This is a genomic window from Chryseobacterium tructae (assembly GCF_030409875.1).
GTDB lineage: Bacteria > Bacteroidota > Bacteroidia > Flavobacteriales > Weeksellaceae > Chryseobacterium > Chryseobacterium tructae.
Genome location: NZ_JAUFQR010000003.1, coordinates 472,248 through 492,983 on the forward strand (window position 1 = coordinate 472,248; position 20,736 = coordinate 492,983).

Genomic DNA, 20,736 nt, shown 5'->3' on the forward strand with positions numbered 1-20,736 from the left:
AGTTTAGAAATTTATTGAAAAAGAATGGTATTTTGTATTTGTCTTTTCTGAAGAATCAGATCCAATATGTCCGCCTCCAGTTTAAGGGCTTTTTTGTTGGGAGAAAGCACATAAGTACTATTCGTTTGTGATTTCACGGTACTTTCAAATTGCATAATGGAAGTATATCGGGCATCAGTAAAAACTTCCTTATCTGCTTTGCTCATCTTATCATAATCTTCTTTGAAGGTATTGACTTTATTTCGTGTCAATGTCTTTTTCTCAAAATTCTGACTATAGACTTGTGTTGGAATCATCTTACCTAATATCTTCTGAGCTTTCAGCTTTTCAAGACCTGTATTGATATTTTCAATTTTTTTGAAATTACAGCTCAGCTTGATGATATAATTATCAAAATCCATAGAGGTTTTTACATTGCTGATTCCTGGAGTTTCTTTAAAAATTTTGGCAGCTTCATTGATTTTGTTTTCAATTTCAGCTTTTTTGGGAACTTTTTTTCCATTGATGGTTTCCATTTTGGAAATGGAAGCCAGCCTTGTTTTGCTTTTGCTGGCGTTAAGAATAATAGTATACTCTCCCGAACCATCAGCCTTTACATTTACCTTATCCAAAATATCAAAGCAACTTGTCAGGCATAGCAAAGGAAAGAATAGAAGAAATAATTTTAGAAAATTTTTCATGATTGGCTTAAAGCGACAAAATTACTCAATTCTAGCCTTACATCCTTATAATCTTTGATTTTTTGAGCATAAATAGCTGTTTTCCGGTACTTTTTCTGACAGATACAACACTACTTTTTTATTTTAGATTTTTTTAAATACGTCCTTTCAGATAATCCTGACGAAGATCTTCATCTAGTTTTTCAATAGCATATCGAAGACAGGTTCTGGGCATTTCTTTGTAATACTGATTCAGATAGTTTATCAACGCTCTTTCATCCTTATTTCCCATCTCTCTTAATAGCCATCCATTGGCTTTATGCATCAGATCATGTGGGTGTTTCAAATTTCTCGTTACAAATTCTTTGGTAAGATCAAATGATCCTCTTTGATATAATGCATGGTTCCCACAACGGCAATTCTCTTATGCCACATTTCTTCTGCTTCTGAAAGATCTCTCAACAGATTTTCCTTGTTATTTTCAAAAGCATATCTGCCAAGAATCTTATAACAAGTGGAATCTACCAGATCCCAGTTATTGATGCAGGGTAGATGATTAAGATAAAATGCTATGATTTCATCTTTCACCTCTTTATCTTTTGTCTTTTCAAACTTTGAAATCAATATAAAAAGAGCGGTAAGCCGATGTTCATGGTATTTTGAAGAAAGCAGTTCACTAAGTTCATTTAAATTGATTTTTGAGTAATACTCCTTAGCAACAGTCCTCTGATCGGGAACTTTCACTCCTAAAAAGAGGTCGCCTTCTCCATATTCTCCTTTACCCGTTTTAAAAAATCTTGGAAAGAATTCGGCTTTTTCAGGAATAGACAAAACGGCCAGGGCTTCCTGTATTTCTTTGATGATACTACTCATTTAAATTGATAAATCTTGTAAAGCTATTCTGCAAAAGGAAAATAAAGGTTTAAAAATTACTCTTCTGTGATGATATACCTTTTTGTCCCGTTCTTGTACCATGCTTCCTGACCTTTTAAGAATAGTTCTGCATTGTGGACATATCTTTTTAGCCCTTCATTTTGAATTCCAAAATCCGGAATATTCTTACCTATTCTGATAAACTCTTCCAAATCATCGTTATGAAAATGAACAGCTTCTATATAAGCTTCACTCCGGGAGCAATTTCTTTCATTCTCAATAACCAATACCAAATTCATTTTTTCCCCATTCAGGGCTTCTTTCTCGAAGGAATAAAGATCATTGAACCATGCCATAAGTCTAAAGAAAAGTTGACGGTATCTTTTAATGTCAGGATGTGTGAAAATCTCTTCAGTCATTATAAAGTCAGAGACCACCTCCAATTGGTCACATACCAATTCACCACCTACCAGTTTTTCACGAATCAACATATAGTCTTCTACTGAAGGAAATGACTGAGTCTTCTCATTATTATACTCAGTTTCAATTTCCATTCCTTCAAACCAATCTTGATGATGTCTTATCAATCTTTCGAACCAATAATCTGTCACAAAAGGAGAAAATTCTTTTTTGATAATAGTAAGCTGATGAAAAAATTCGGGTTCACCCTCTTCAGGTAACTCTCCTTTGAGAATATCAATAGCTCTTTGACACGCTATCTTTAATTCATTAATTGGGCGTGACCCATAAAAATCATCGAAACAGAATCCAAAAAACATCCATCTTCCCAAAACGATCAACTTGTCAATTCCAGCATTTGGATACACCTGTGCCGTCAAACTTCCCAATCGTGCTTTCTTGTATATTTTCTTCTGAGAGGCTGACAAAATAGAATATTTATCTATTAAATCAATCATCAGTTGTTCTGATAGGTCTTCGTAGGTGCTGCTTTTGAATAAAAAAGGATATTCAAAAAGGATTTTTTGTATTTTCATAGTAAGGATTTGCTTTTTTAAAATTAATAATAAAAAAAACATCCTTTTATTTTATTCCTTTACATTTTATGTTAAATTATATTGCAAACATAACAATATTTAATCCCATTATTCAGAAACACTATTCTCTTGCTCTTCCTCTTCTTTCACAATCTGTTTAGGATTGGCAACCTTCGCAATCGTAAGTCCCTGAACAATGATGGAGAACACGACTACACAATAGGTAATACTCAAAATCGTTTCACTATATTCGCTTTTAGGGATAGACATCGCCAGTGCAATAGAAACTCCACCACGAATTCCACCCCAAACTAAGACTTTTACAGTCTGCGGACTAAAACTTTTTCTCAAAGAAGTAAATTTCGTAGGCCCCCAAATGGAAATAAATCTTGCAAAAAGAACGACAAAGATTGCTAGTAGACCAGGGATCATAAAATGTTTCAGGTCTTTAATCATTAAAAGCTCAAATCCGATAAATAAGAATAATACAGCATTCAAAATTTCATCAATCAGCTCCCAAAATTTGATAAGATAGTCCTGGGTAACAGACTTCATTTTAAAGTTCATGTTAAAGTTCCCCATAAATAATCCTGCGGCAACCATCGTTAATGGCCCTGAAATATGCATCTGTCTTGCAATAAGATAACCTCCCATTACCACGGAAAGCGTTACCAGAACGGAAATAATATAATCATCTACTTCACGCATTAACCTGGAAGTAACCCAACCTAACAAAACACCAAGTAAAAGCCCCCCACCTGCTTCATGAAGCAATAGCAGTCCTATACTTTCTACCCCAAGATCTACTTCTTTTCCTACGGCTAACTGTAGTACTACTGTAAAGACCACAACAGCCATACCATCATTGAAAAGAGATTCACCCGCCACCTTTGTTTCCAGCGATTTGGAAACTTTAGCCTGTTTCAGTACACTCAGAACTGCTACCGGATCGGTAGGTGAAATCAGTGCTCCAAAAACAAGACAATAAATAAACGGAAGCTGAATGCCTACATAAGGAAGTAAATAGAACATCCCAAAACCTACCACAAATGTGGAAATTACAACTCCTACAGTGGAGAATATCAGTACAGGCCTGAATTGTTCTTTAAGATCGTTGATATTAATGTGAATTCCTCCCGCAAAAAGAAGGAAATTAAGCATGGCTCCCATCAGAATTTCTGTAAAGTCTATGCTTTCCATTAAATTATTAAGATGCCCGAAAGTTCTTGGAAGTATCGTTTCTCCGAATAATACCAGAAAAATAGAAACCACAATGGCAATCACCATGATCCCGATGGTACTCGGAAGTTTTAAAAATCTGTAATTAAGGTAGGCAAATATGGATGCTAGCACGATTAATGCTGAAAATGAATAATATAATTCCACTAAGTGTTCTTTTTTAAAATTAATTTATAAGTCTAAGTAAAGGACCTTGATGTATATTTTTTGATTACCTTTTTCCCAAATGTCAAACATTCCGTCTTTTGAAGGCTTTGATCCTCTTGTATAATCATTTCCTATATTCAGAATATTCAAAAGAATATATTCATCTCCCACCGAATTGACAAGATAAGCGGTTTTCTCAGACTTTCCGTCTCCGGAACTTTTGATTCCATCTGCCAAAGCTCTAAACTGATTCAGGTGATGCATAAAATTGTTTCCATCTTTTGAAGAATCATAAGCCCTGAGCAAAATAAGCAAAATATCGAGATTGGTAGGATCTTTATCATATAAGACCTTCCCTTGCTTGATACAGTCTTCAAACTTGTTTTGCTTAAAAGCTTCTGCCAAATTTTTAAACCCTTCATCTGATGTGGTTACCCTATCGGCTCTGAAATTTCTTCCATAGTACAGATATTGTGCTTCGATACTATCTAAAGACTTTGGATATCCTTTATATTTGAAAAGGAGTTTCTCGTAATTGTACGGTGAATCAGAGCTTTTTAGACTTTTTTCAATAGCCTTAAAGTCTATTTTTGATTTCTGGCTGAACCCAAAAACCGAAAATAGAATGAATAAAAGGAAAAAATGATATTTCATTAATTGTTATTTTCATCCTCTTCGTCATCGAAGTACTCGAAAAGGAAATCATTGTATGGAAATCTGGAGATATGAATTTTCATGACCTCATCGTAGATCATTTTTTTCATTTCAGGGAAGTTTTCCTTCGTAAGAGCAGAAATGAAAACAGTTGGATGCTTTGATTTAGCCATCCATGTCTTTTTCCATTCTTCAAGGGAAACATTCTTTCTTGTACTAGGCGTCAGATCATCCTCATCTTTTTTCTCATAGCTAAAGCCATCAATTTTGTTGAATACCATAATCATCGGTTTCTGATGAGCATTGATATCCATTAAGATCTGATTAACAGAGTTGATGTGATCTTCAAAACTTTCGTGAGAAATATCAACCACATGAATCAAAAGATCAGCTTCACGAACCTCATCCAACGTAGATTTAAATGATTCTACCAATTGAGTAGGCAATTTTCTGATAAATCCTACAGTATCAGTAAGGAGAAACGGAAGATTTCCGATTACAACTTTTCGTACGGTAGTATCTAGTGTTGCAAACAATTTATTCTCTGCAAAAACTTCAGATTTTGAAATAGAATTCATCAAGGTAGATTTTCCAACATTCGTGTATCCTACCAAAGCTGCACGCACCACTTTTCCACGATTGTTACGCTGAGTGGCCATTTGTTTATCGATGATTTTCAGTTTATCCTTCAATAGAGTAATTCTGTCACGGATAATACGACGGTCAGTTTCAATTTCCGTTTCCCCGGGACCTCTCATCCCGATTCCTCCTTTCTGACGTTCCAAGTGAGTCCACATTCTGGTCAATCGAGGCAAAAGATATTGATACTGAGCCAATTCCACCTGAGTTCTCGCATAAGAAGTCTGTGCTCTTTGTGCAAAAATATCGAGGATAAGATTGGTACGATCCAGGATTTTAACTTCCATTTCCCTTTCCAGGTTTTTAAGCTGTGAAGGAGAGAGTTCATCGTCAAAAATTACCGTTCCTATTTCGTTTTCCTTTACATATTCTTTTATCTCTATTGCTTTTCCGCTTCCAATAAAGGTTTTGGAATCAGGCTGTGTTAATTTTTGGGTGAAACGTTTTTGTACGGTTGCCCCAGCTGTGAAAGCTAAAAACTCCAGTTCATCCATGTATTCCACCAGTTTTTCTTCATCCTGATTTTGAGTAATAATACCCACCAGGACTGCCTTCTCATAATTATGTTCTTTCTTTTCTAACATTAAAGTTCTGTCTATGTTTATGATTTTTACAAGATAATATTTTTCAGAAAAAAAACAAAATCAATTTTTAGTTAATAACACTTTTTAATATAAATTTAAGTTCAACACTTTATTATTTTATAAAAATTCAATAACTTTATATAATAATTTTCTGATTTTTAAATATTTAAATTAAAAATTAATTCCAGAAGATCATGATTACCCATATTAGATGTATGATTATTGATGATGATGAACTGGACAGGCTGGTTCTTCAGCATTATATCAAACAGTATGAAAATATAGAAATTGTCGCTTCTTTTGATTCGGCTGAAAAAGCAATTCCTTACCTTGAACTTCCTATTGATCTTCTGATCATTGAAACCAATTTAAAAGGAATGAGCGGCCTTGAATTCAGAAACCTGGCACATAAGATCCCTGCCTGCATCTTTGTAAGCTCCCGTCCGGAACTGGCATCCTGTTTTTTTGAAATCAATACTCTTGATTTTATTACCAAACCACTTACTAAAGAACGTTTTCATTACTCTATGCAGAAGCTTTTTGATTTTTTTAAGGTAAAAGAAAAATGCGAATGTTATGATGCCATGCTGGGTCAGGATCTTATCAAGGTCAAAGAAAGTGGGAATATTTTTCAAATCAGAAAGACAGACATTCTTTATTTGGAGGCTCTCAAAGATTATACACGGATCATCACTCTTGAGAAAAACCATTGTATTCTTGATTCCCTGGGTAATCTTCTGCGTAAAAGCTTTTTTGATTCTTTTGTAAGAATACACAGGAGCTATGCTGTTCCCAAACATCTCATCCGTGGAAAAAGTTATCATGAAATTGAACTGATCCACCGTATTAAGCTTCCTATCGGCAGAACTTATAAAGAAAATTTATCCTTTTTTGAGCCTTAAAAAGATATTTCATCTTTACAATAATTCACAAAACGCCATTAGTCGATTATTCCTGTCGTTAGTCTATTTTTCAGTGAACAGATTCGGATAGGTGGTAATTTAGTCTTCCCCAAATTACAATGGAAAGACATTTAATTCATCACCTTAAAACTGTTATCCATGAAAAAAATATTTATTCATTTTCCTCTTCTGTTTGCCTTTTCTCTTTCAAATCTGAATGCTCAATCAGCAGTTCTGGCAACGGGAGCAGATATTTCAGGAGGCAATGGGTCTGTTTCTTACAGTATCGGCCAGACAGCATATCTTTATAAAGGAGCAAACAATCAGCTTCTGGAAGGTGTTCAACAGCCTTATGAAATTACAACACTTGCGGCGCATGAAACAAGAGCGTCAAACCTGGAGGGTATTCTGTTATATCCTAATCCTTTCAAAGATTTTCTGTACTTGGAGTTTACAACTAATGACTTTAAAAATGCAGATTATCAGCTATACGATGCTCAGGGCAAACTCATCAAAAAAGATTTGATTTTACAGTCAAAATCTGAGCTCAATTTCTCCGAACTTCCTTCTGCGATGTATATCATCAGGATTAATAAGCATGGAGAAAATATAAAAACGTTCAAAATCATCAAAAAATAATCACCATGAAAAAAATATTATTATTGTTCTGGACTCTGTCCGGGCTCTTTGTAGGGCTCTCACAGGTTCCTGAAAAAATGAGTTATCAGGCTGTTATAAGAAACGGATCGGGGCAGCTATTAAACAATCAGGGAATTGCTGTAAAAGCAAGCATATTACAAGGTTCTCCTGCAGGTACTTTGGTATACTCTGAACGGCTTACCGGCAATACCAACGCCAATGGGCTGATCACTATGGAAATAGGAACAGGAACCATACTTTCCGGAACATTTACTTCTATCGACTGGCCTTCAGGAAACTATTATTTAAAAACAGAAACTGATCCTTCGGGAGGAACAAATTACACGATAACAGGAAGCAGCCAATTGCTGAGCGTTCCGTATGCCATGTACGCAAAATCTGCCGGCGGCGGCGGTGGCAGTTTTACAATCCCCTATACCAATGTTGTAAATAATGCCGCTACTCTATTTTCATTAACAAATGATGGAGATGGAACCTCCTTAGAGGGAAACAATAACACAACAACATCCAATATTGCAGCGATAAGAGGAGTCGTAACCAGTGCATCTCCAGGAGGGTTTTCTTCTGCGGTACGAGGAATTAACAACGGAACGGGAGGTCTTGGCGTAGGAGTTTACGGAAGCCAAGCCGGAAGCGGATGGGGAGTGTATGGGTCTACCCCTAACGGACTCGGAATCTATGGAAATGCAACAGGCAACGGAACCGGGGTTTATGCCAACAGTAATACAGGAACCGGGCTTACAGCAACCAGCAACAACGGAATTCCTGCCAGTATTTCGGTGCTCAACAATGCCAATAACAATAATGCACTTAATGTTTCCACCGTTGGAAACGGAACGGTTGTTAACGTTACAACATCAGGAAATGGAGCTGGAGTAAGAAGCTCAGCGGTTGGCGGTTTTGCGATACACGGAATCACGAGCTCTCAAACGTCGGCAGGTGTTGTAGGCGATAATAACGCAGCTGGTGAAGCTATAGTCGGAAGAACAACCAGCGATATTGCCGGAGCTATAGTAGGCCGTAATGATGGCGGAGGATATGGGGTAAGAGGATTTGTTGCAACTAGTACGACCGGAACAGGTATAGGTGTTTATGGACAAGTAGGCATAAATAATAGTACCGGGCGGGCAGGTAGATTTGAAAATTTTAACAATACAAATACTGATGCAAATACTTTTGAAGTAGTATCTAACGGAAATGGGAATATTCCCGATAACACAAAAGGAAATGCGGCATCGTTTCTGCTCAACAATAACAATAGTGTAGGTGCTGCTGTAAGGGGGGAAGTAAATACTATTTTTGGAAACTTTGGTGCTGCTGCTGTTTTTGGAGTTTCGTCAGGAACCGGAGGGCGCGCAGGTTTATTTTATGCCTCAAACCCAGCAGGGAACGGAGCATCACTTATCGCCCTAACTGATGGAAACGGAAATGCGATTACAGCGAATGCCGGTAAAGACGGAAACGGAGTAGAAACTAATATAGACGGAGCAGGAAATGCCCTTTATGCATGGGTACCTACTTTTTCTACGGGCAGAGCGGGCAGGTTTGAAATTTTTAATGAAAATAATACCAGCGATGTCATAACGGTAAAAACCGTTGGAAATGGTATTGCGGGGAATTTCAAAGTTGATAAGGTTACCGGAACCTCCTCTGCGTTAAAGGGTGAAGTCAACTCGCAGTTTGCTAATTTCGGAACAGCCGGAATATATGGGGTTTCTTCAGGAACAGGCGGTTACGCTGGCTTATTTACTCATCAAACCCTGCAGGGAATGGCCCTGCTCTATTAGCCTTAACAGATGGAAACGGAAATGGAATTACTGCCAATGCAGGGGGAAATGGTGATGGTATTGAAGCTTCCTGTGACGGATCTGGTAATGCCATCTCTGGTTTTATCCCCAATTTTGGTACCGGTAGAGCAGGTAGATTTGCTAACTTCAACAGTGCTAATGGCCAGCCAGTAGTTCATGTAACTACTAATGGTACAGGTTCTACTCTACTTGTCAATCATCAGGGACCATCAGGCAATATTGCTATCTATCAAAGCGCATCAGCCAATGTAGCCCGTATTAATAAAGCAGGAACAGGGTTTTTCAATGGAGGAACACAAAATAGCGGCGCAGACGTTGCAGAAGCGTTTGATGTAGAAGGGATTATTTCTGAATATGAAGCCGGTGATATATTAGTGATTTCCACAAATTCTGACAGAACCGTAGAAAAATCTTCAAAACCTTATTCCAATCTAGTCGCTGGTGTATATGCTACCAAGCCAGGAGTACTTTTGACCGAGGAACACATTGACACTGATATTTCTAACAAAGTTCCCATGGGTGTAATTGGTGTGATTCCAACTAAAGTATGTCTGGAAAACGGAGCCATAAAAAGAGGCGATCTTTTGGTTACCTCATCTAAAGCCGGTATTGCTATGAAAGCAAATCCTAAAAAGGTAAGAATAGGACAGGCTATCGGAAAGGCCCTTCAGGATTACAATCAAAAAGAGATTGGAAAAATTCAAGTATTAGTTAACATAAAATAAATCGTCATGAAAATAGCATATATCATCCCACTATTATTTTTAAGCCCCTTGATTTATTCTCAGGAAGCAAAACAAACTTCTCCAGCAGAAGATCAGACATTGGCTGTAAAACAGATCAAAGAACAGGAAGCTAAAATTCTGAAAGAAACTAAGGAAAATATAGAAAAAGAAACTCCCCAGACAGGCCTGGTTTCCGATTATGGAATGGAAATTAAAAATAAGGAAGCACAACCCAAACCATCATCCGACAAATCTGGCATCATGCTTCCTAACACGGCCAGCATTGAAGACATTAAAAAAAGCATCCCCAGCAGACAGGCATCTCATACAGCGCATTCTAGGAACACAAATAAAACTATCATTGGATTACCTAATACGGCAACTCTTGAAGAAATAAAAAAAACTATCCCTAAAAACTAATGCCAGCAAAAACTAATAATCAAACTCAATTTTTCAAACAAAAGAAGTCCGCTATTGAGCGGACTTCCTATATTTTATAATCAGGCTATCAATCCCAATCAGCTGCAACAAATTTCATAGAATTTCCATGATCATCAGATAATGTAAGAAAATGTCCTTCTACAGAATATCTTGTCATAGTTTCAAATTTCTTTTGAAAAGAAGTTTCAAGATTCATATCCTGACAGGCCTTCAATGTACTTACCCCTTGGGAAATCTTCACTATCCCCCCTTTCTTAAATTCTGAAGTAAAGGACATCTGGTTACAACCCATATAAGCACTTCCGTAAATCTTACCTTTTTCCATCTTTCCGGTCAGGTTAATTTCAGCTTTATGGGCAATCAGCTGATCTTTAGAAAAGCCATCAAAAGAAACCATCATCCATTGTCTTTGTAAATAAGGATTTTTATCTGGTACAGCAGAGCAATTTAATACCAGCCCTAAGCATAACACAGCCAAAAGGGAGAATAATATTTTTTTCATGCTGATTATCATCCCATTTTCGTACCAACCCGAGATAGAATCTCGTAAAAATTAGTAAATTAGCGACACAAAAATTATTTTATAAAATGAAAAGACTATTTCTACTATTCACTTTCTTGCTGAGCTTTGCTCAGATGAGGGCGGATGAGGGGATGTGGCTGCTAATGCTCATCAAAAGACTTAACAGTGTTGATATGCAAAAAGAAGGTCTACATCTTACGCCTGAAGAAATTTATTCAGTTAACAATTCCAGCTTAAAAGATGCTATCGTAAGTTTCGGTGGTTTCTGTACAGGAGAAATTGTTTCTGACAAAGGACTTATATTCACGAACCACCACTGTGGTTATGGTGCCGTAGCGGCTGCTTCAACTCCAGAAAAAGACTATTTAAAGAATGGTTTCTGGGCAATGAAACAGAAAGACGAGTTCAACGCAAAGGATCTTTATGTAAGATTTTTAGTGAGAATGGATGATGCGACTCAAAGAATCACATCCAAGCTAAACAACAATATGACCGGAGCAGAGAGAAAAGCTGTTATTGATGCTGAAACAAAAGCTATTCAAACAGAAAACTCTGAAAACGGGAAATACACTGTGGTGGTAAAGGATTTCTTCAACGGAAATGAATTCTACTATTTTGTATATCAAGATTACAAAGACATAAGATTAGTAGGTGCTCCACCTTCATCTTTAGGAAAATTCGGTGGTGATACTGATAACTGGGAATGGCCAAGACATACTGCAGACTTTACCGTTTTCAGAGTATATGCTGATGCTGCAGGAAACCCTGCTGAATATTCTCCAAGCAACGTTCCAATGAAACCTAAGCATTTCTTACCGGTTTCTATTAAGGGGATTAAGCCTGGTGATTTCTCAATGATCCTTGGATACCCTGGTAGAACAAACCGTTATTTAACTTCTTACGGAATTCAGCAAATGGTAGGTAAAGATTACCCGGCTTGGGTTGAAGCTTCCAAAACTGCTATGGACGTAATGAAGAAGTACATGGATAAAGATAAAGCTACTCAGCTTAACTATGCTTCTCAATATGCTTCTGTTGCTAACTACTGGAAAAACAGACAGGGAACCATTGATGCTGTAGAGAAAAACGGTACAATCACTGATAAGCAAAAGATTGAAGACGTTTACAAAAAATGGTCTGCAAAGCCAGGAAACGAGGCTTACGATGGTATTTTGCTTGATATTGAGGCTTATTACAAACAGGTTTCTGACAGAAATGTTGAAAGAAATTATGCTTCTCAGTTCTCAAGAAATGCTAAATATATTTCTCTTGCTTTACAGGTAGGTTCTGCTTTAAAAGCTTATTCTGCTCAGGATATGCAGGGAAGATTAGCTATGAAAGCTAAAACTGAAGCTGCCATTAAAGCTGCATACGAAAATTTCAGCCCATCTTTAGAAGGGGAAATGCTTGCTGCAATGACCAGCCTTTACCAAGCAAGAGTAAAAAATAGTGAAGTAGCTTCTGCTACAATTCTAGGATTAGATGCTAAGAATGTTTCTAACCTTGCCTATTCTTCTATTTTTGCAAATAAAACTTCTGCTACTAACTTCTTATTGAATCCAGATGCATTAAAGCTTGATGCTGATCCACTTTGGAAAGCGGCAAACGGTATCGTTGCAGATCAGAGAATGAGCAATGAAAGATTCGTTAAGATAGACGATAACTTTGCTAAAAACAGCCGTCTATTCTTAGCTGGTTTAGTAAAAGCAATGCCTGAAAAGAAATTCTATCCGGATGCTAACTCTACTATGAGATTAACTTACGGTACTGTAGATAAGCTTCCTATCAGAGAAGACAGAAACTACTTCGGTGTTACTGATAACTATTATACAGATATGTCTGGTCTTGTTGGAAAATACAAGAAAGGGGATGAAGAATTCGATCTTCCTCAAAGAGTAATCGATCTTTATAATCTTAAAGATTTCGGACAGTATGCTGATGCAAAAGGGTATATGCCTGTAAACTTCCTTTCTAATAATGACATTACTGGAGGTAACTCTGGTTCTCCGGTAATTGATGGAGACGGAAACCTTATCGGTATTGCATTTGACGGAAACAGCGAAGCATTAAGTGGTGATATCGTATTCGAGCCTGAATGGCAGAAACCATCAACGTAGACATTCGTTTCGTTCTTTGGACAATCGATAAATTTGCAGGTGCTAGAAGAATAGTTGATGAGTTGAAGCTTGTAAGAGATGCAAATACTCCTGCTGATACAAAAACTAAAAATTCTGGGACTACAACAATGCCTAAGAAAACAAAGAAAAAATAATCTTATCTGATATATTTTTGAAACCGTGAAAATAATTTTCACGGTTTTTTTATTTTTGAATATTAAAATATTATTATGAATCCCCAACCTGCATTATTCACTGCCATCATAAAACAAAATGGAGAAACGAACGCTGCTTTTGTGGAATTTCCTTTTTCAACAGAAGAGCTATTCAACAAAAAGGGACAGGTAAAAATTAAAGCGACATTCGATGATAAGGTTGAGTATCGTGGAAGCCTGGCCAAAATGAAATCTGCCTGTCATATACTAGGATTGACCCAAGACATCAGAAAGCAGCTTGGAAAAACATTTGGAGACGAGGTTACTATTTCTCTCATAGAAGATAAGGAAGAGCGCATTGTTCAAATTGCAGATGACATCGCTTTGGTCTTTCATGAAAATCCAGATGCTAAAGTATTATTTGATACAATGAGTTATACTCACAAAAAGGAATACATTCGTTGGATTGAGGATGCTAAAAAACCGGAAACAAGAGAAACCCGAAAGATCAAAATGATTCAAATGATCTTGGATGGTAAAAAGGGAATATAAACTCTTTTCTCTACATTTCACACCTTTACTTTTGCTTCCAAATATTGTTGTCCTCCTCCATTGGTAACCGTTAGAAATCCGTCATAGTGGGCAACCCTTACTCCAAGGTCGTTATTTATTTCTTTAAAATATCCTCTCTTTTCCAGGCTATTGGATTGCCATAAAAATTGCGCCCCTTGCCCCTTTTGGTTTTGAAAAATCAATGAGTTCAACTTATTTGCAACTCCTGATGATTTAAGATCTATAACTATGCTTTCATTGGCTACGAAATCTTTAGCTAATACCATGAAATTATTCATTTACTGTCCTTTTAATTATCAATGTTTCTTTATCGTAAAACAAAGATATTGGTCTGTAGCGACAGAACTCGACGTATTATTTATTAAATTCCAGAAAACAAATGATCTGATTTACAGCACCTAACACAATTATTTCAATAATTATTTATTTTTTTCGTCAGGATTTTAGAATATACCCGACTATCTCTGTAGATACCAGTTATAACTATAAAATTCACGTTATGAAAAAGACTTTTTTAAAAATCAAAGTATTTGCGGCAGCTGTTACAACTGCATTGACGCTATTTTCATGTAGCGATTCAGACAACAACATGATGGACGACTCTTATCAGAGAACGATCACCTTTGAAAATGTTGTTACTCCTAAAGATTTCGTACAAAGCGGAAGCTTTCAGGGAATGGGAAATCCCCCGGTTATTATGCCTGGGCAATCAGTATCCATAAAGTTCAGTGCCGGAAAGACACAGGCTCTTATGTTTGCTACGATGTATGGACTTTCCAAAGATTGGTTTTTTGCCTCTCAGCAGCCTGGAATAAAGCTGTTTGATGCTAATGGAAAAGCAATTACAGGAGATGTTTCTTCAAGCGTTTTATTATGGGATAATGGAACCAAGGATAATATGACCGGCCAGACAGAAAGCAAGCCTATTATGCAAGTTCCTAATGTAAATGCTTCACAGCTTATGAAGCTTAACCTTGCATACGATGAGATGTCTTCTGAGTTTACTTTAACTATAACCAATACTTCAGGTGGCACAGCTAATGAGACTCCTTTTTCTCCCGGAGTTTGGGCTGTTTCCAATTATAACGGCACTCAACTTCTAAACAGTGCTCCGTTCTTTACCCCTAATGCTTTATCCAATCCTGAAATTACGGATATTGCTCAGATGGGAAATATTGATAAAATGAAAGCTAAAATTACTGCCAATACCGGAATTATGACAGGCCTTTCTCCTACTCTTGTAGTAGTCTATCGAGGAGATAAAAATCCAATTTACGAATTGGGAAAAGTAGATAACGGAATGGGACTGAAAGAAATTGCCCAAATGGGAAATGTAAGTAAACTTCAAAATAGTTTAAAATCTTTTCCAGGTGTTAAAGGGATTTATGTGGCAGGAAGTGCTCCTGTTCCTCCGGGAAATAAGATCATGACGAACTTCCAGGCAAATCCAGGTGATAAGATTGCTTATGTAACGATGTTCGGTTTTTCTAATGACTGGTTCTACGCTAATGAGCAAAGTATTGAAGCTAATGTTAAAGGAGATCTTACTTCAAAAACTTCCTTATTTGATTCAGGAACGGGTGTAGACCAATATCCGGGTGCAGGAAATCGCCAGGCTTTATTTGGAGGAACTCCACAAAGTGAAAACATGGTCATTTCTAAAGTTGGAACACAATATCCGGTTCCTGCTGTACAGAATGTAATAAAAGTAACTGTGAATTAAAGTTTGCTGGAACCAGCCTATTCAATTTTTTATTGACAGGTATGGTTTTATCAAAAATCCCAGGTAGTTTTGCTGCCTGGGATTTGTTTTACAATAATCATGAGATTGGAATACCAAGATACTTCAAATAAGAATCCAATATTTTTTTATCAAATACAGGCTCTTTAATACCTGATCCCTCCAAAAACTTAATCACATTAGAGCAATCCCACATATAAGTATTCTGGTAGAGCTCAACAGTTGACAAACCTTCATGCATATTATCTCTGAAAAGACTAGTTAAAGGGTAAAGTCTATTTTTACTATCGTCTTCCCATTGTTTTCTCCATTCTTTGTAAGGAAGACCTTTCAATGTAAATGGGTAATATTTTTTCATGAGTCCAAAAAAGTCTTCTAGAGTAAGATTCGTTTCCGGGCTGGCTATAAGGTTAAATTTCTTCCCTATCGCTTCTTTATTTCTTGTAATATGAGCCATCGCTTGAGTCATATAGTCTACCGTTATTAAGCCTTCTCTCAGTTCTGTGAGTGCCGGATAAGACTGAAACTCTACACAATTTTTCACTAATCCAGACCACCATTGATAGGGAGCACTTGCTCCTGTTTCACTGTGACACATCGCATAACCCAATCTATAGGTAATAAGAGGCAAACCTTCTTTTACTGCCAGATCCGCGATTGCTTCCATGACCCATTTACTTCTTACATAGCCAATATCCTTACTTACCGACATCAGATTTTGGGCGATATCGTCAGATTCTAACATAACCGTTTTCCCTGTAAATAAGTGTCCCCAGCTATAAACCGATATCGTAGAGAGCAGCGCAAGACATTTTGTTCTTTCTGCGCCTGCAAGTTTTATAATTTCCCTAAGCCCTTCTACATTCGGTGCTTTCATATAGGAATAAGGTTCTATAAAATTCACAGAACTTCCAGAATGGTAAATCACATCTGCTTTTTCAGCCAACATCTTAAATGTATCTTTTGAAAGTCCCAGGGATGGCTGTGCAAGATCTCCTATTATTGGAATAATTCTTCCTTCCTGTTCTTTCTTTTGAGAAATAGCAAACTGTTTGAAGCAACCATCAATCTTTTCTTTTGCATGAAAATCATCCTGAGCTCTTACCAAGCAATAGATATCAGCATTCGTTGTATCTAAAAGTTCTTGTAAAAGGTGAATTCCAACAAATCCCGTAACTCCGGTTAAAAATATAGCTGAAGGATTTTCAAGCTGTTTAGGATCAAAGCCTTCTGCAAATACAGTTCCCGGAGCGAGATAAACATCCTGCTGTAGTTCTACATATGGCTCTACATCTTCTATTGGAATAGCTACTCTTGCTTCTTTGGATCTGTTAATCAACACTTCTGAAAGTTGTTTCAATACAGGGTATTGATAGATATCTCTCAGGTATACCTTTACCTCAAGCTTTCTCTCTAATGCAACTGCTACAACAGCAACCAACAAAGAATTTCCTCCAATATCAAAGAAGTTATCTGTTGTATTAATAACAGGTCGCTCCAGTTCTGAAGACCATATATCTGCTATGATTCTTTCTGTTTCATTAGCTGGAGGTTCGAAAGAAACCAGATCTTTCGCTTCTTTATCCGCCAGATCTTTTAAATACTGAGAATCTGTTTTCCCATTAACTGTAAGAGGAATTTTATCTATAAAAATAATCTGGGCAGGGATCATATATCCTGGTAATTCTTCCTTTAGAAGATTTCTGACCATGGTAACCTCTTTTTCAGAACCAGGTTTTGCAACAATAAATGCGATAAGGTATTTATTATTTCCTTTGGTATCTTTTGTGATGACAGTCGCTTCCTGTATGTTTTCCTGTTGGCTCAAGGTACGTTCTATTTCTCCCAACTCCACCCGGAAACCTCTTATTTTCACTTGATTATCTATCCTGCCTAAAAACTCAACATCTCCATTAGGCAGCCATTTAGCCAGGTCTCCGGTACGGTATATTTTTTCATTTTCCCTGAAAGGATTATTGATAAATTTTGCAGTGGTAAGCTCTTCATTATTAAGGTAGCCTTTTGCCAGAATTTCTCCGCCTATAAACAGCTCCCCTATAGCTCCTACAGGAAGTAATTCCATGTTTTCACTCAAAATGTATGCTTTAGCATTGGCTATCGGCTTCCCTATTGAAGAGACATATTTACCTTCTCTATCTTTAACTTTTCTAAATGTAGCATATACTGTACATTCGGTGGGTCCGTAATAGTCTATAAGTTCATAACTCAATTCTGTAGTAAGCACCGGTTTTAGTTTCTCACCTGCTGTGAAAAGATATTGAAGGGACAGATCGTTATAGCTTCTGGTTTTATCTATAAAAGAAGGAACAAGAACTGTTGGTACAAATCCATGGGTAATATGATTTTTATGGAAATATTCCACCAAAGCAGAAGCATCTGTTCTTTCTTCATTTTCTGCAATAAAAAGGGTTGCTCCGGAAGTAAGTCCTGACCATGTTTCCCATACAGAAATATCAAATGCAAGCCCTGCCACAAGAGTTACCTTCGAAGTCTGATTCACATGAAAATAATGATTATGCCATGTTACCAAATGCTGAATAGCAAGATGTGCAACCATCACGCCTTTAGGCTTCCCTGTTGAACCTGATGTATAAATCGTATACGCCAGTGCATCCTGGTGAATTTCCACCTGTGGCTGTTCCAAAGAAAAAGGTTCCAAATCGGTCATTGTATCTAACTGAAATACTTCAGTTTTCTCATTTCCTGATAAGAGAGCTCCAAGATCCTGATTGGTAATCATAATTTTAGCAGTAGTATCCGAAAGAATATACTCCACTCTTTTTACCGGATATGCCGGATCTATCGGAACGTAAGCTGCTCCCGTTTTTACAATTCCGAGAATGGCAACCACCCACTCAAGGGATCGACCAAGCCATACGGGAACGAACATTTCTTTTTGTATTCCTTTGTCTATTAAATTATTAGCAAGTTGATTACTCTTCTGATCCAACTCTTTATAAGTCATTGTCTGATCTCTGTATACAACTGCAATATGATCAGGATGAAGCTCTACCTGTTTTTTGAAAAGGGAAACCAATGTTTCTTCCCTTTTGTAGTTCCATTCCGTTGTATTGAAGTTTTTCAAAAGTTTTTCTCTGTCTACTGAAGACAATAGTACAGCGTCTCCCAAGGATTGGGATCCTAATGTTGATGTTGAATTTGGCATTGTAATGATGTAATTTGGTTAAAAGTCTACTTTTTTATCGCTTTTCCGCCAAGCACGATCTCTTATAAATAACTGTCAGTATACAAATTAGCCTATCATCTAATTAAAAAAAAGAATCATAATAGAGTATAGAAAATGGGCACAATGATGAGTTCAATGTGTAATGATAATAGTTTTATAAAAAGTGCTTGTAGAGAAAATTCAGATGAACTGTTTAATAAACAGAACTGTAAATAAAGTCTTACCTTATTTATTACTCTCGAAAAAGAATATTTATTCTTTAATTTTAGTTTTAAAACAAAATTACCTGATTAATTATTTGAATTTAATAATGCAATACGTTTGATAATTCAATAATCAAATTTAACATAATAATTAATATAATCCGTTACATAATTATCATGTCATCCCACACGACGCATTAGATTATTGAAACAAATTACTGAATAACAATTAAATACATTTAAAGCCCAATAAACAAAAGAATATTCATTATATGAAAGCTTTTTAATTTTTGTCAAAAGCACAGAATATAAATTTTATATTTTTAGCAATATTTTAAAATCATTAAGAATTCCAAAACTCCCTATCTAAACTTCTATATTGTATAGCTTCGGAAATATGATGGGAAAGTATTTTTTCAGATCCTTCAAGATCCGCTATAGTGCGAGCTACTTTTAAAATTCTGTCATATGCTCTTGCAGAAAGGTTGAGCTTTTCCATCGCCAGCTTTATAAGGCTAAAAGAAACCTCATCTAAGTCACAGAATGCTTCAATTTCCCTTGGGCCAATCTGAGCATTACTACTGATATTAAGATCTTTATATCGTTCATTTTGAATTTCTCTTGCTTTCAAAACCCGCTCCCTGATATCTTTACTTTTCTCACCCTTCCTTTTTTCTGAAAGCTGCTCAAATTCTACTTTCTGAACTTCGATATGAATATCAATTCTATCTAAAAGTGGCCCGGAAAGTTTATTCATATACCGTTGCATTTCATAAACAGATGAGGTATTATTGGGATCATCAGGAAAAAACCCGCTTGGACTAGGATTCATAGAAGCGACCAGCATAAAACTTGCAGGATAATTGACTGTAAATCTTGCTCTTGAAATGGTCACTTCCCGATCTTCTAAAGGCTGCCTCATCACTTCCAGCACTGTCCGTTTGAATTCGGGCATTTCGTCCAGAAATAAAACCCCGTTATGAGCTAGTGAAATTTCCCCAGGCTGAGGATAACTTCCACCACCAACAAGTGCTACGTCGGAAATGGTATGGTGTGGGGATCTGAAAGGACGTACCGTCATTAATGATGCTTGTGTCCCTATTTTCCCTGCTACTGAGTGGATTTTTGTAGTTTCCAATGCCTCCTTCAATGTTAATGGCGGGAGTATACTCGGAACTCTTTTGGCCAACATTGTTTTTCCACTTCCGGGAGGGCCAATCAGGATGATATTGTGTCCACCGGCAGCAGCGACTTCCATCGCTCTTTTAGCTGTTTCCTGCCCTTTAACTTCTGAAAAATCAAACGGAAAATCGTTGATTTTCTCATTGAACTCTTTTCTCGTATCCAATATCATTCTTTCAATAGCCTTTCCTTCATGAAAGAAATCAATGACCTGCTTTATATTCTCTACTCCATATACTTCAAGATCACTGACAATAGCTGCTTCTCTGGCATTTTGAATAGGAAGAATAATTCCTTTAAACCCTTCTTCCCTAGCCTGAATAGCAATGGGTAATACTCCTTTTATGGGTTGTAAACTCCCATCCAGAGACAGTTCACCCATAATAATATAGTCATGAACTTCTTCAGCCAGAATCTGATCTGACGCAGCCAAGATACCAATCGCTATACTCAGATCATAGGCGGAGCCTTCTTTTCTAAGATCCGCCGGAGCCATATTAATCGTAATTTTCTTTCCGGGAATTTTATAGCCTACATTCTTCAATGCAGCAGAAATCCTATAACTACTTTCTTTGATTGCATTATCAGGAAGTCCTACCAAATGGTACCCTACGCCTCCGGTATCTACATTTACTTCAATTGTTATGGTTTGGGCAGCAACTCCATGAATGGCGCTACCGTAAATTTTGATCAGCATGGTGTGTTTTT

The 20,736-nt window shown here is 36.9% G+C and carries 17 protein-coding genes and 2 pseudogenes; 9 read left to right on the top strand and 10 right to left on the bottom strand.

The genetic code is table 11. From position 1 onward, the window contains the following. Positions 1–11 precede the first annotated feature (11 nt). From QWZ06_RS25870 to hflX, 6 genes and pseudogenes are all read right to left on the bottom strand, one after another. Positions 12–680: a hypothetical protein gene (locus tag QWZ06_RS25870; RefSeq protein ID WP_290301997.1), complete on the bottom strand. Its 669-nt coding sequence runs from the start codon at positions 678–680 to the stop codon at positions 12–14. Positions 681–813: 133 nt separating this feature from the next. Then, positions 814–1,532 (bottom strand): annotated as a pseudogene (locus tag QWZ06_RS25880) (DNA alkylation repair protein). Between the two features lie 56 nt (positions 1,533–1,588). Beyond that, positions 1,589–2,527 carry a terpene synthase family protein gene (locus tag QWZ06_RS25885; RefSeq protein WP_290302002.1) on the bottom strand — a complete coding sequence of 313 codons (939 nt, stop codon included), beginning with the start codon at positions 2,525–2,527 and terminating at the stop codon, positions 1,589–1,591. 108 nt (positions 2,528–2,635) lie between these two features. After that, complete coding sequence (locus QWZ06_RS25890) at positions 2,636–3,913, bottom strand: cation:proton antiporter (protein WP_290302003.1); 1,278 nt, start codon at positions 3,911–3,913, stop codon at positions 2,636–2,638. A gap of 24 nt (positions 3,914–3,937) precedes the next feature. Next, on the bottom strand, positions 3,938–4,567 hold the full coding sequence (locus tag QWZ06_RS25895) for a DUF4919 domain-containing protein (RefSeq protein ID WP_290302004.1): 630 nt from the start codon (positions 4,565–4,567) through the stop codon (positions 3,938–3,940). Beyond that, positions 4,567–5,790 (bottom strand): GTPase HflX, encoded by a 1,224-nt coding sequence (gene hflX / locus QWZ06_RS25900; protein ID WP_290302006.1) that lies wholly within the window; start codon positions 5,788–5,790, stop codon positions 4,567–4,569. Before hflX ends, QWZ06_RS25895 begins: the two co-directional genes overlap by 1 nt. A 194-nt stretch (positions 5,791–5,984) precedes the next feature. Here hflX and QWZ06_RS25905 point away from each other — a divergent pair, with 194 nt between their 5' ends. The 6 genes from QWZ06_RS25905 to QWZ06_RS25930 all read left to right on the top strand — a co-directional run bounded on the left by QWZ06_RS25905 (position 5,985) and on the right by QWZ06_RS25930 (position 10,305). Continuing rightward, on the top strand, positions 5,985–6,692 hold the full coding sequence (locus tag QWZ06_RS25905) for a LytR/AlgR family response regulator transcription factor (protein ID WP_290302008.1): 708 nt from the start codon (positions 5,985–5,987) through the stop codon (positions 6,690–6,692). 159 nt (positions 6,693–6,851) lie between these two features. Next, a complete protein-coding gene (locus QWZ06_RS25910) occupies positions 6,852–7,331 on the top strand; it encodes a T9SS type A sorting domain-containing protein (protein WP_290302009.1) in 480 nt (159 codons plus the stop codon). 5 nt (positions 7,332–7,336) lie between these two features. After that, the gene (locus QWZ06_RS25915) at positions 7,337–9,139 is read left to right on the top strand and encodes a beta strand repeat-containing protein (protein ID WP_290302011.1); all 1,803 of its coding nucleotides are present in this window, start codon (positions 7,337–7,339) and stop codon (positions 9,137–9,139) included. A gap of 9 nt (positions 9,140–9,148) precedes the next feature. Next, positions 9,149–9,313, top strand: coding sequence for a hypothetical protein (locus QWZ06_RS25920; protein WP_290302012.1), 165 nt, complete (start codon positions 9,149–9,151; stop codon positions 9,311–9,313). Positions 9,314–9,534: 221 nt separating this feature from the next. Further along, complete coding sequence (locus QWZ06_RS25925) at positions 9,535–9,885, top strand: hypothetical protein (protein ID WP_290302013.1); 351 nt, start codon at positions 9,535–9,537, stop codon at positions 9,883–9,885. Between the two features lie 6 nt (positions 9,886–9,891). Beyond that, positions 9,892–10,305, top strand: coding sequence for a hypothetical protein (locus QWZ06_RS25930; protein ID WP_290302014.1), 414 nt, complete (start codon positions 9,892–9,894; stop codon positions 10,303–10,305). Between the two features lie 88 nt (positions 10,306–10,393). On the opposite strand, the gene QWZ06_RS25935 is transcribed toward QWZ06_RS25930, so the two are convergent. Further along, positions 10,394–10,828, bottom strand: coding sequence for an META domain-containing protein (locus tag QWZ06_RS25935; RefSeq protein ID WP_290302017.1), 435 nt, complete (start codon positions 10,826–10,828; stop codon positions 10,394–10,396). An 86-nt stretch (positions 10,829–10,914) separates the two neighbouring features. Here QWZ06_RS25935 and QWZ06_RS25940 point away from each other — a divergent pair. After that, positions 10,915–13,121, top strand: a pseudogene (locus QWZ06_RS25940) (S46 family peptidase). Positions 13,122–13,196: 75 nt separating this feature from the next. Continuing rightward, positions 13,197–13,673, top strand: a complete 477-nt coding sequence (locus QWZ06_RS25945) for a YdeI/OmpD-associated family protein (protein WP_290302018.1) — start codon at positions 13,197–13,199, stop codon at positions 13,671–13,673. Positions 13,674–13,690: 17 nt separating this feature from the next. On the opposite strand, the gene QWZ06_RS25950 is transcribed toward QWZ06_RS25945, so the two are convergent. Beyond that, on the bottom strand, positions 13,691–13,972 hold the full coding sequence (locus tag QWZ06_RS25950) for a hypothetical protein (RefSeq protein ID WP_290302019.1): 282 nt from the start codon (positions 13,970–13,972) through the stop codon (positions 13,691–13,693). A gap of 221 nt (positions 13,973–14,193) precedes the next feature. On the opposite strand from QWZ06_RS25950, the gene QWZ06_RS25955 reads away from it, so the two are divergent. After that, entirely contained in the window at positions 14,194–15,417 is a 1,224-nt protein-coding gene (locus QWZ06_RS25955) for a spondin domain-containing protein (RefSeq protein ID WP_290302020.1), read from the top strand. Positions 15,418–15,514: 97 nt separating this feature from the next. Here QWZ06_RS25955 and QWZ06_RS25960 read toward each other — a convergent pair whose 3' ends face one another. Both QWZ06_RS25960 and QWZ06_RS25965 read right to left on the bottom strand, forming a co-directional pair. Beyond that, positions 15,515–18,622: a non-ribosomal peptide synthetase family protein gene (locus QWZ06_RS25960; protein ID WP_290302022.1), complete on the bottom strand. Its 3,108-nt coding sequence runs from the start codon at positions 18,620–18,622 to the stop codon at positions 15,515–15,517. Between the two features lie 567 nt (positions 18,623–19,189). After that, on the bottom strand, positions 19,190–20,725 hold the full coding sequence (locus QWZ06_RS25965) for a YifB family Mg chelatase-like AAA ATPase (protein WP_290302024.1): 1,536 nt from the start codon (positions 20,723–20,725) through the stop codon (positions 19,190–19,192). Between the last annotated feature and the right edge of the window lie 11 nt (positions 20,726–20,736).

Coding starts and splice junctions, on each gene's coding strand:
- QWZ06_RS25905 (WP_290302008.1), top strand. CDS start 5,985: ATGATTACCCATATTAGATGTATGATTATTGATGATGATGAACTGGAC.
- QWZ06_RS25915 (WP_290302011.1), top strand. CDS start 7,337: ATGAAAAAAATATTATTATTGTTCTGGACTCTGTCCGGGCTCTTTGTA.
- QWZ06_RS25945 (WP_290302018.1), top strand. CDS start 13,197: ATGAATCCCCAACCTGCATTATTCACTGCCATCATAAAACAAAATGGA.
- hflX (WP_290302006.1), bottom strand. CDS start 5,790: ATGTTAGAAAAGAAAGAACATAATTATGAGAAGGCAGTCCTGGTGGGT.
- QWZ06_RS25895 (WP_290302004.1), bottom strand. CDS start 4,567: ATGAAATATCATTTTTTCCTTTTATTCATTCTATTTTCGGTTTTTGGG.
- QWZ06_RS25960 (WP_290302022.1), bottom strand. CDS start 18,622: ATGCCAAATTCAACATCAACATTAGGATCCCAATCCTTGGGAGACGCT.
- QWZ06_RS25930 (WP_290302014.1), top strand. CDS start 9,892: ATGAAAATAGCATATATCATCCCACTATTATTTTTAAGCCCCTTGATT.
- QWZ06_RS25920 (WP_290302012.1), top strand. CDS start 9,149: ATGGAAACGGAAATGGAATTACTGCCAATGCAGGGGGAAATGGTGATG.
- QWZ06_RS25965 (WP_290302024.1), bottom strand. CDS start 20,725: ATGCTGATCAAAATTTACGGTAGCGCCATTCATGGAGTTGCTGCCCAA.
- QWZ06_RS25955 (WP_290302020.1), top strand. CDS start 14,194: ATGAAAAAGACTTTTTTAAAAATCAAAGTATTTGCGGCAGCTGTTACA.
- QWZ06_RS25950 (WP_290302019.1), bottom strand. CDS start 13,972: ATGAATAATTTCATGGTATTAGCTAAAGATTTCGTAGCCAATGAAAGC.
- QWZ06_RS25870 (WP_290301997.1), bottom strand. CDS start 680: ATGAAAAATTTTCTAAAATTATTTCTTCTATTCTTTCCTTTGCTATGC.
- QWZ06_RS25885 (WP_290302002.1), bottom strand. CDS start 2,527: ATGAAAATACAAAAAATCCTTTTTGAATATCCTTTTTTATTCAAAAGC.
- QWZ06_RS25935 (WP_290302017.1), bottom strand. CDS start 10,828: ATGAAAAAAATATTATTCTCCCTTTTGGCTGTGTTATGCTTAGGGCTG.
- QWZ06_RS25910 (WP_290302009.1), top strand. CDS start 6,852: ATGAAAAAAATATTTATTCATTTTCCTCTTCTGTTTGCCTTTTCTCTT.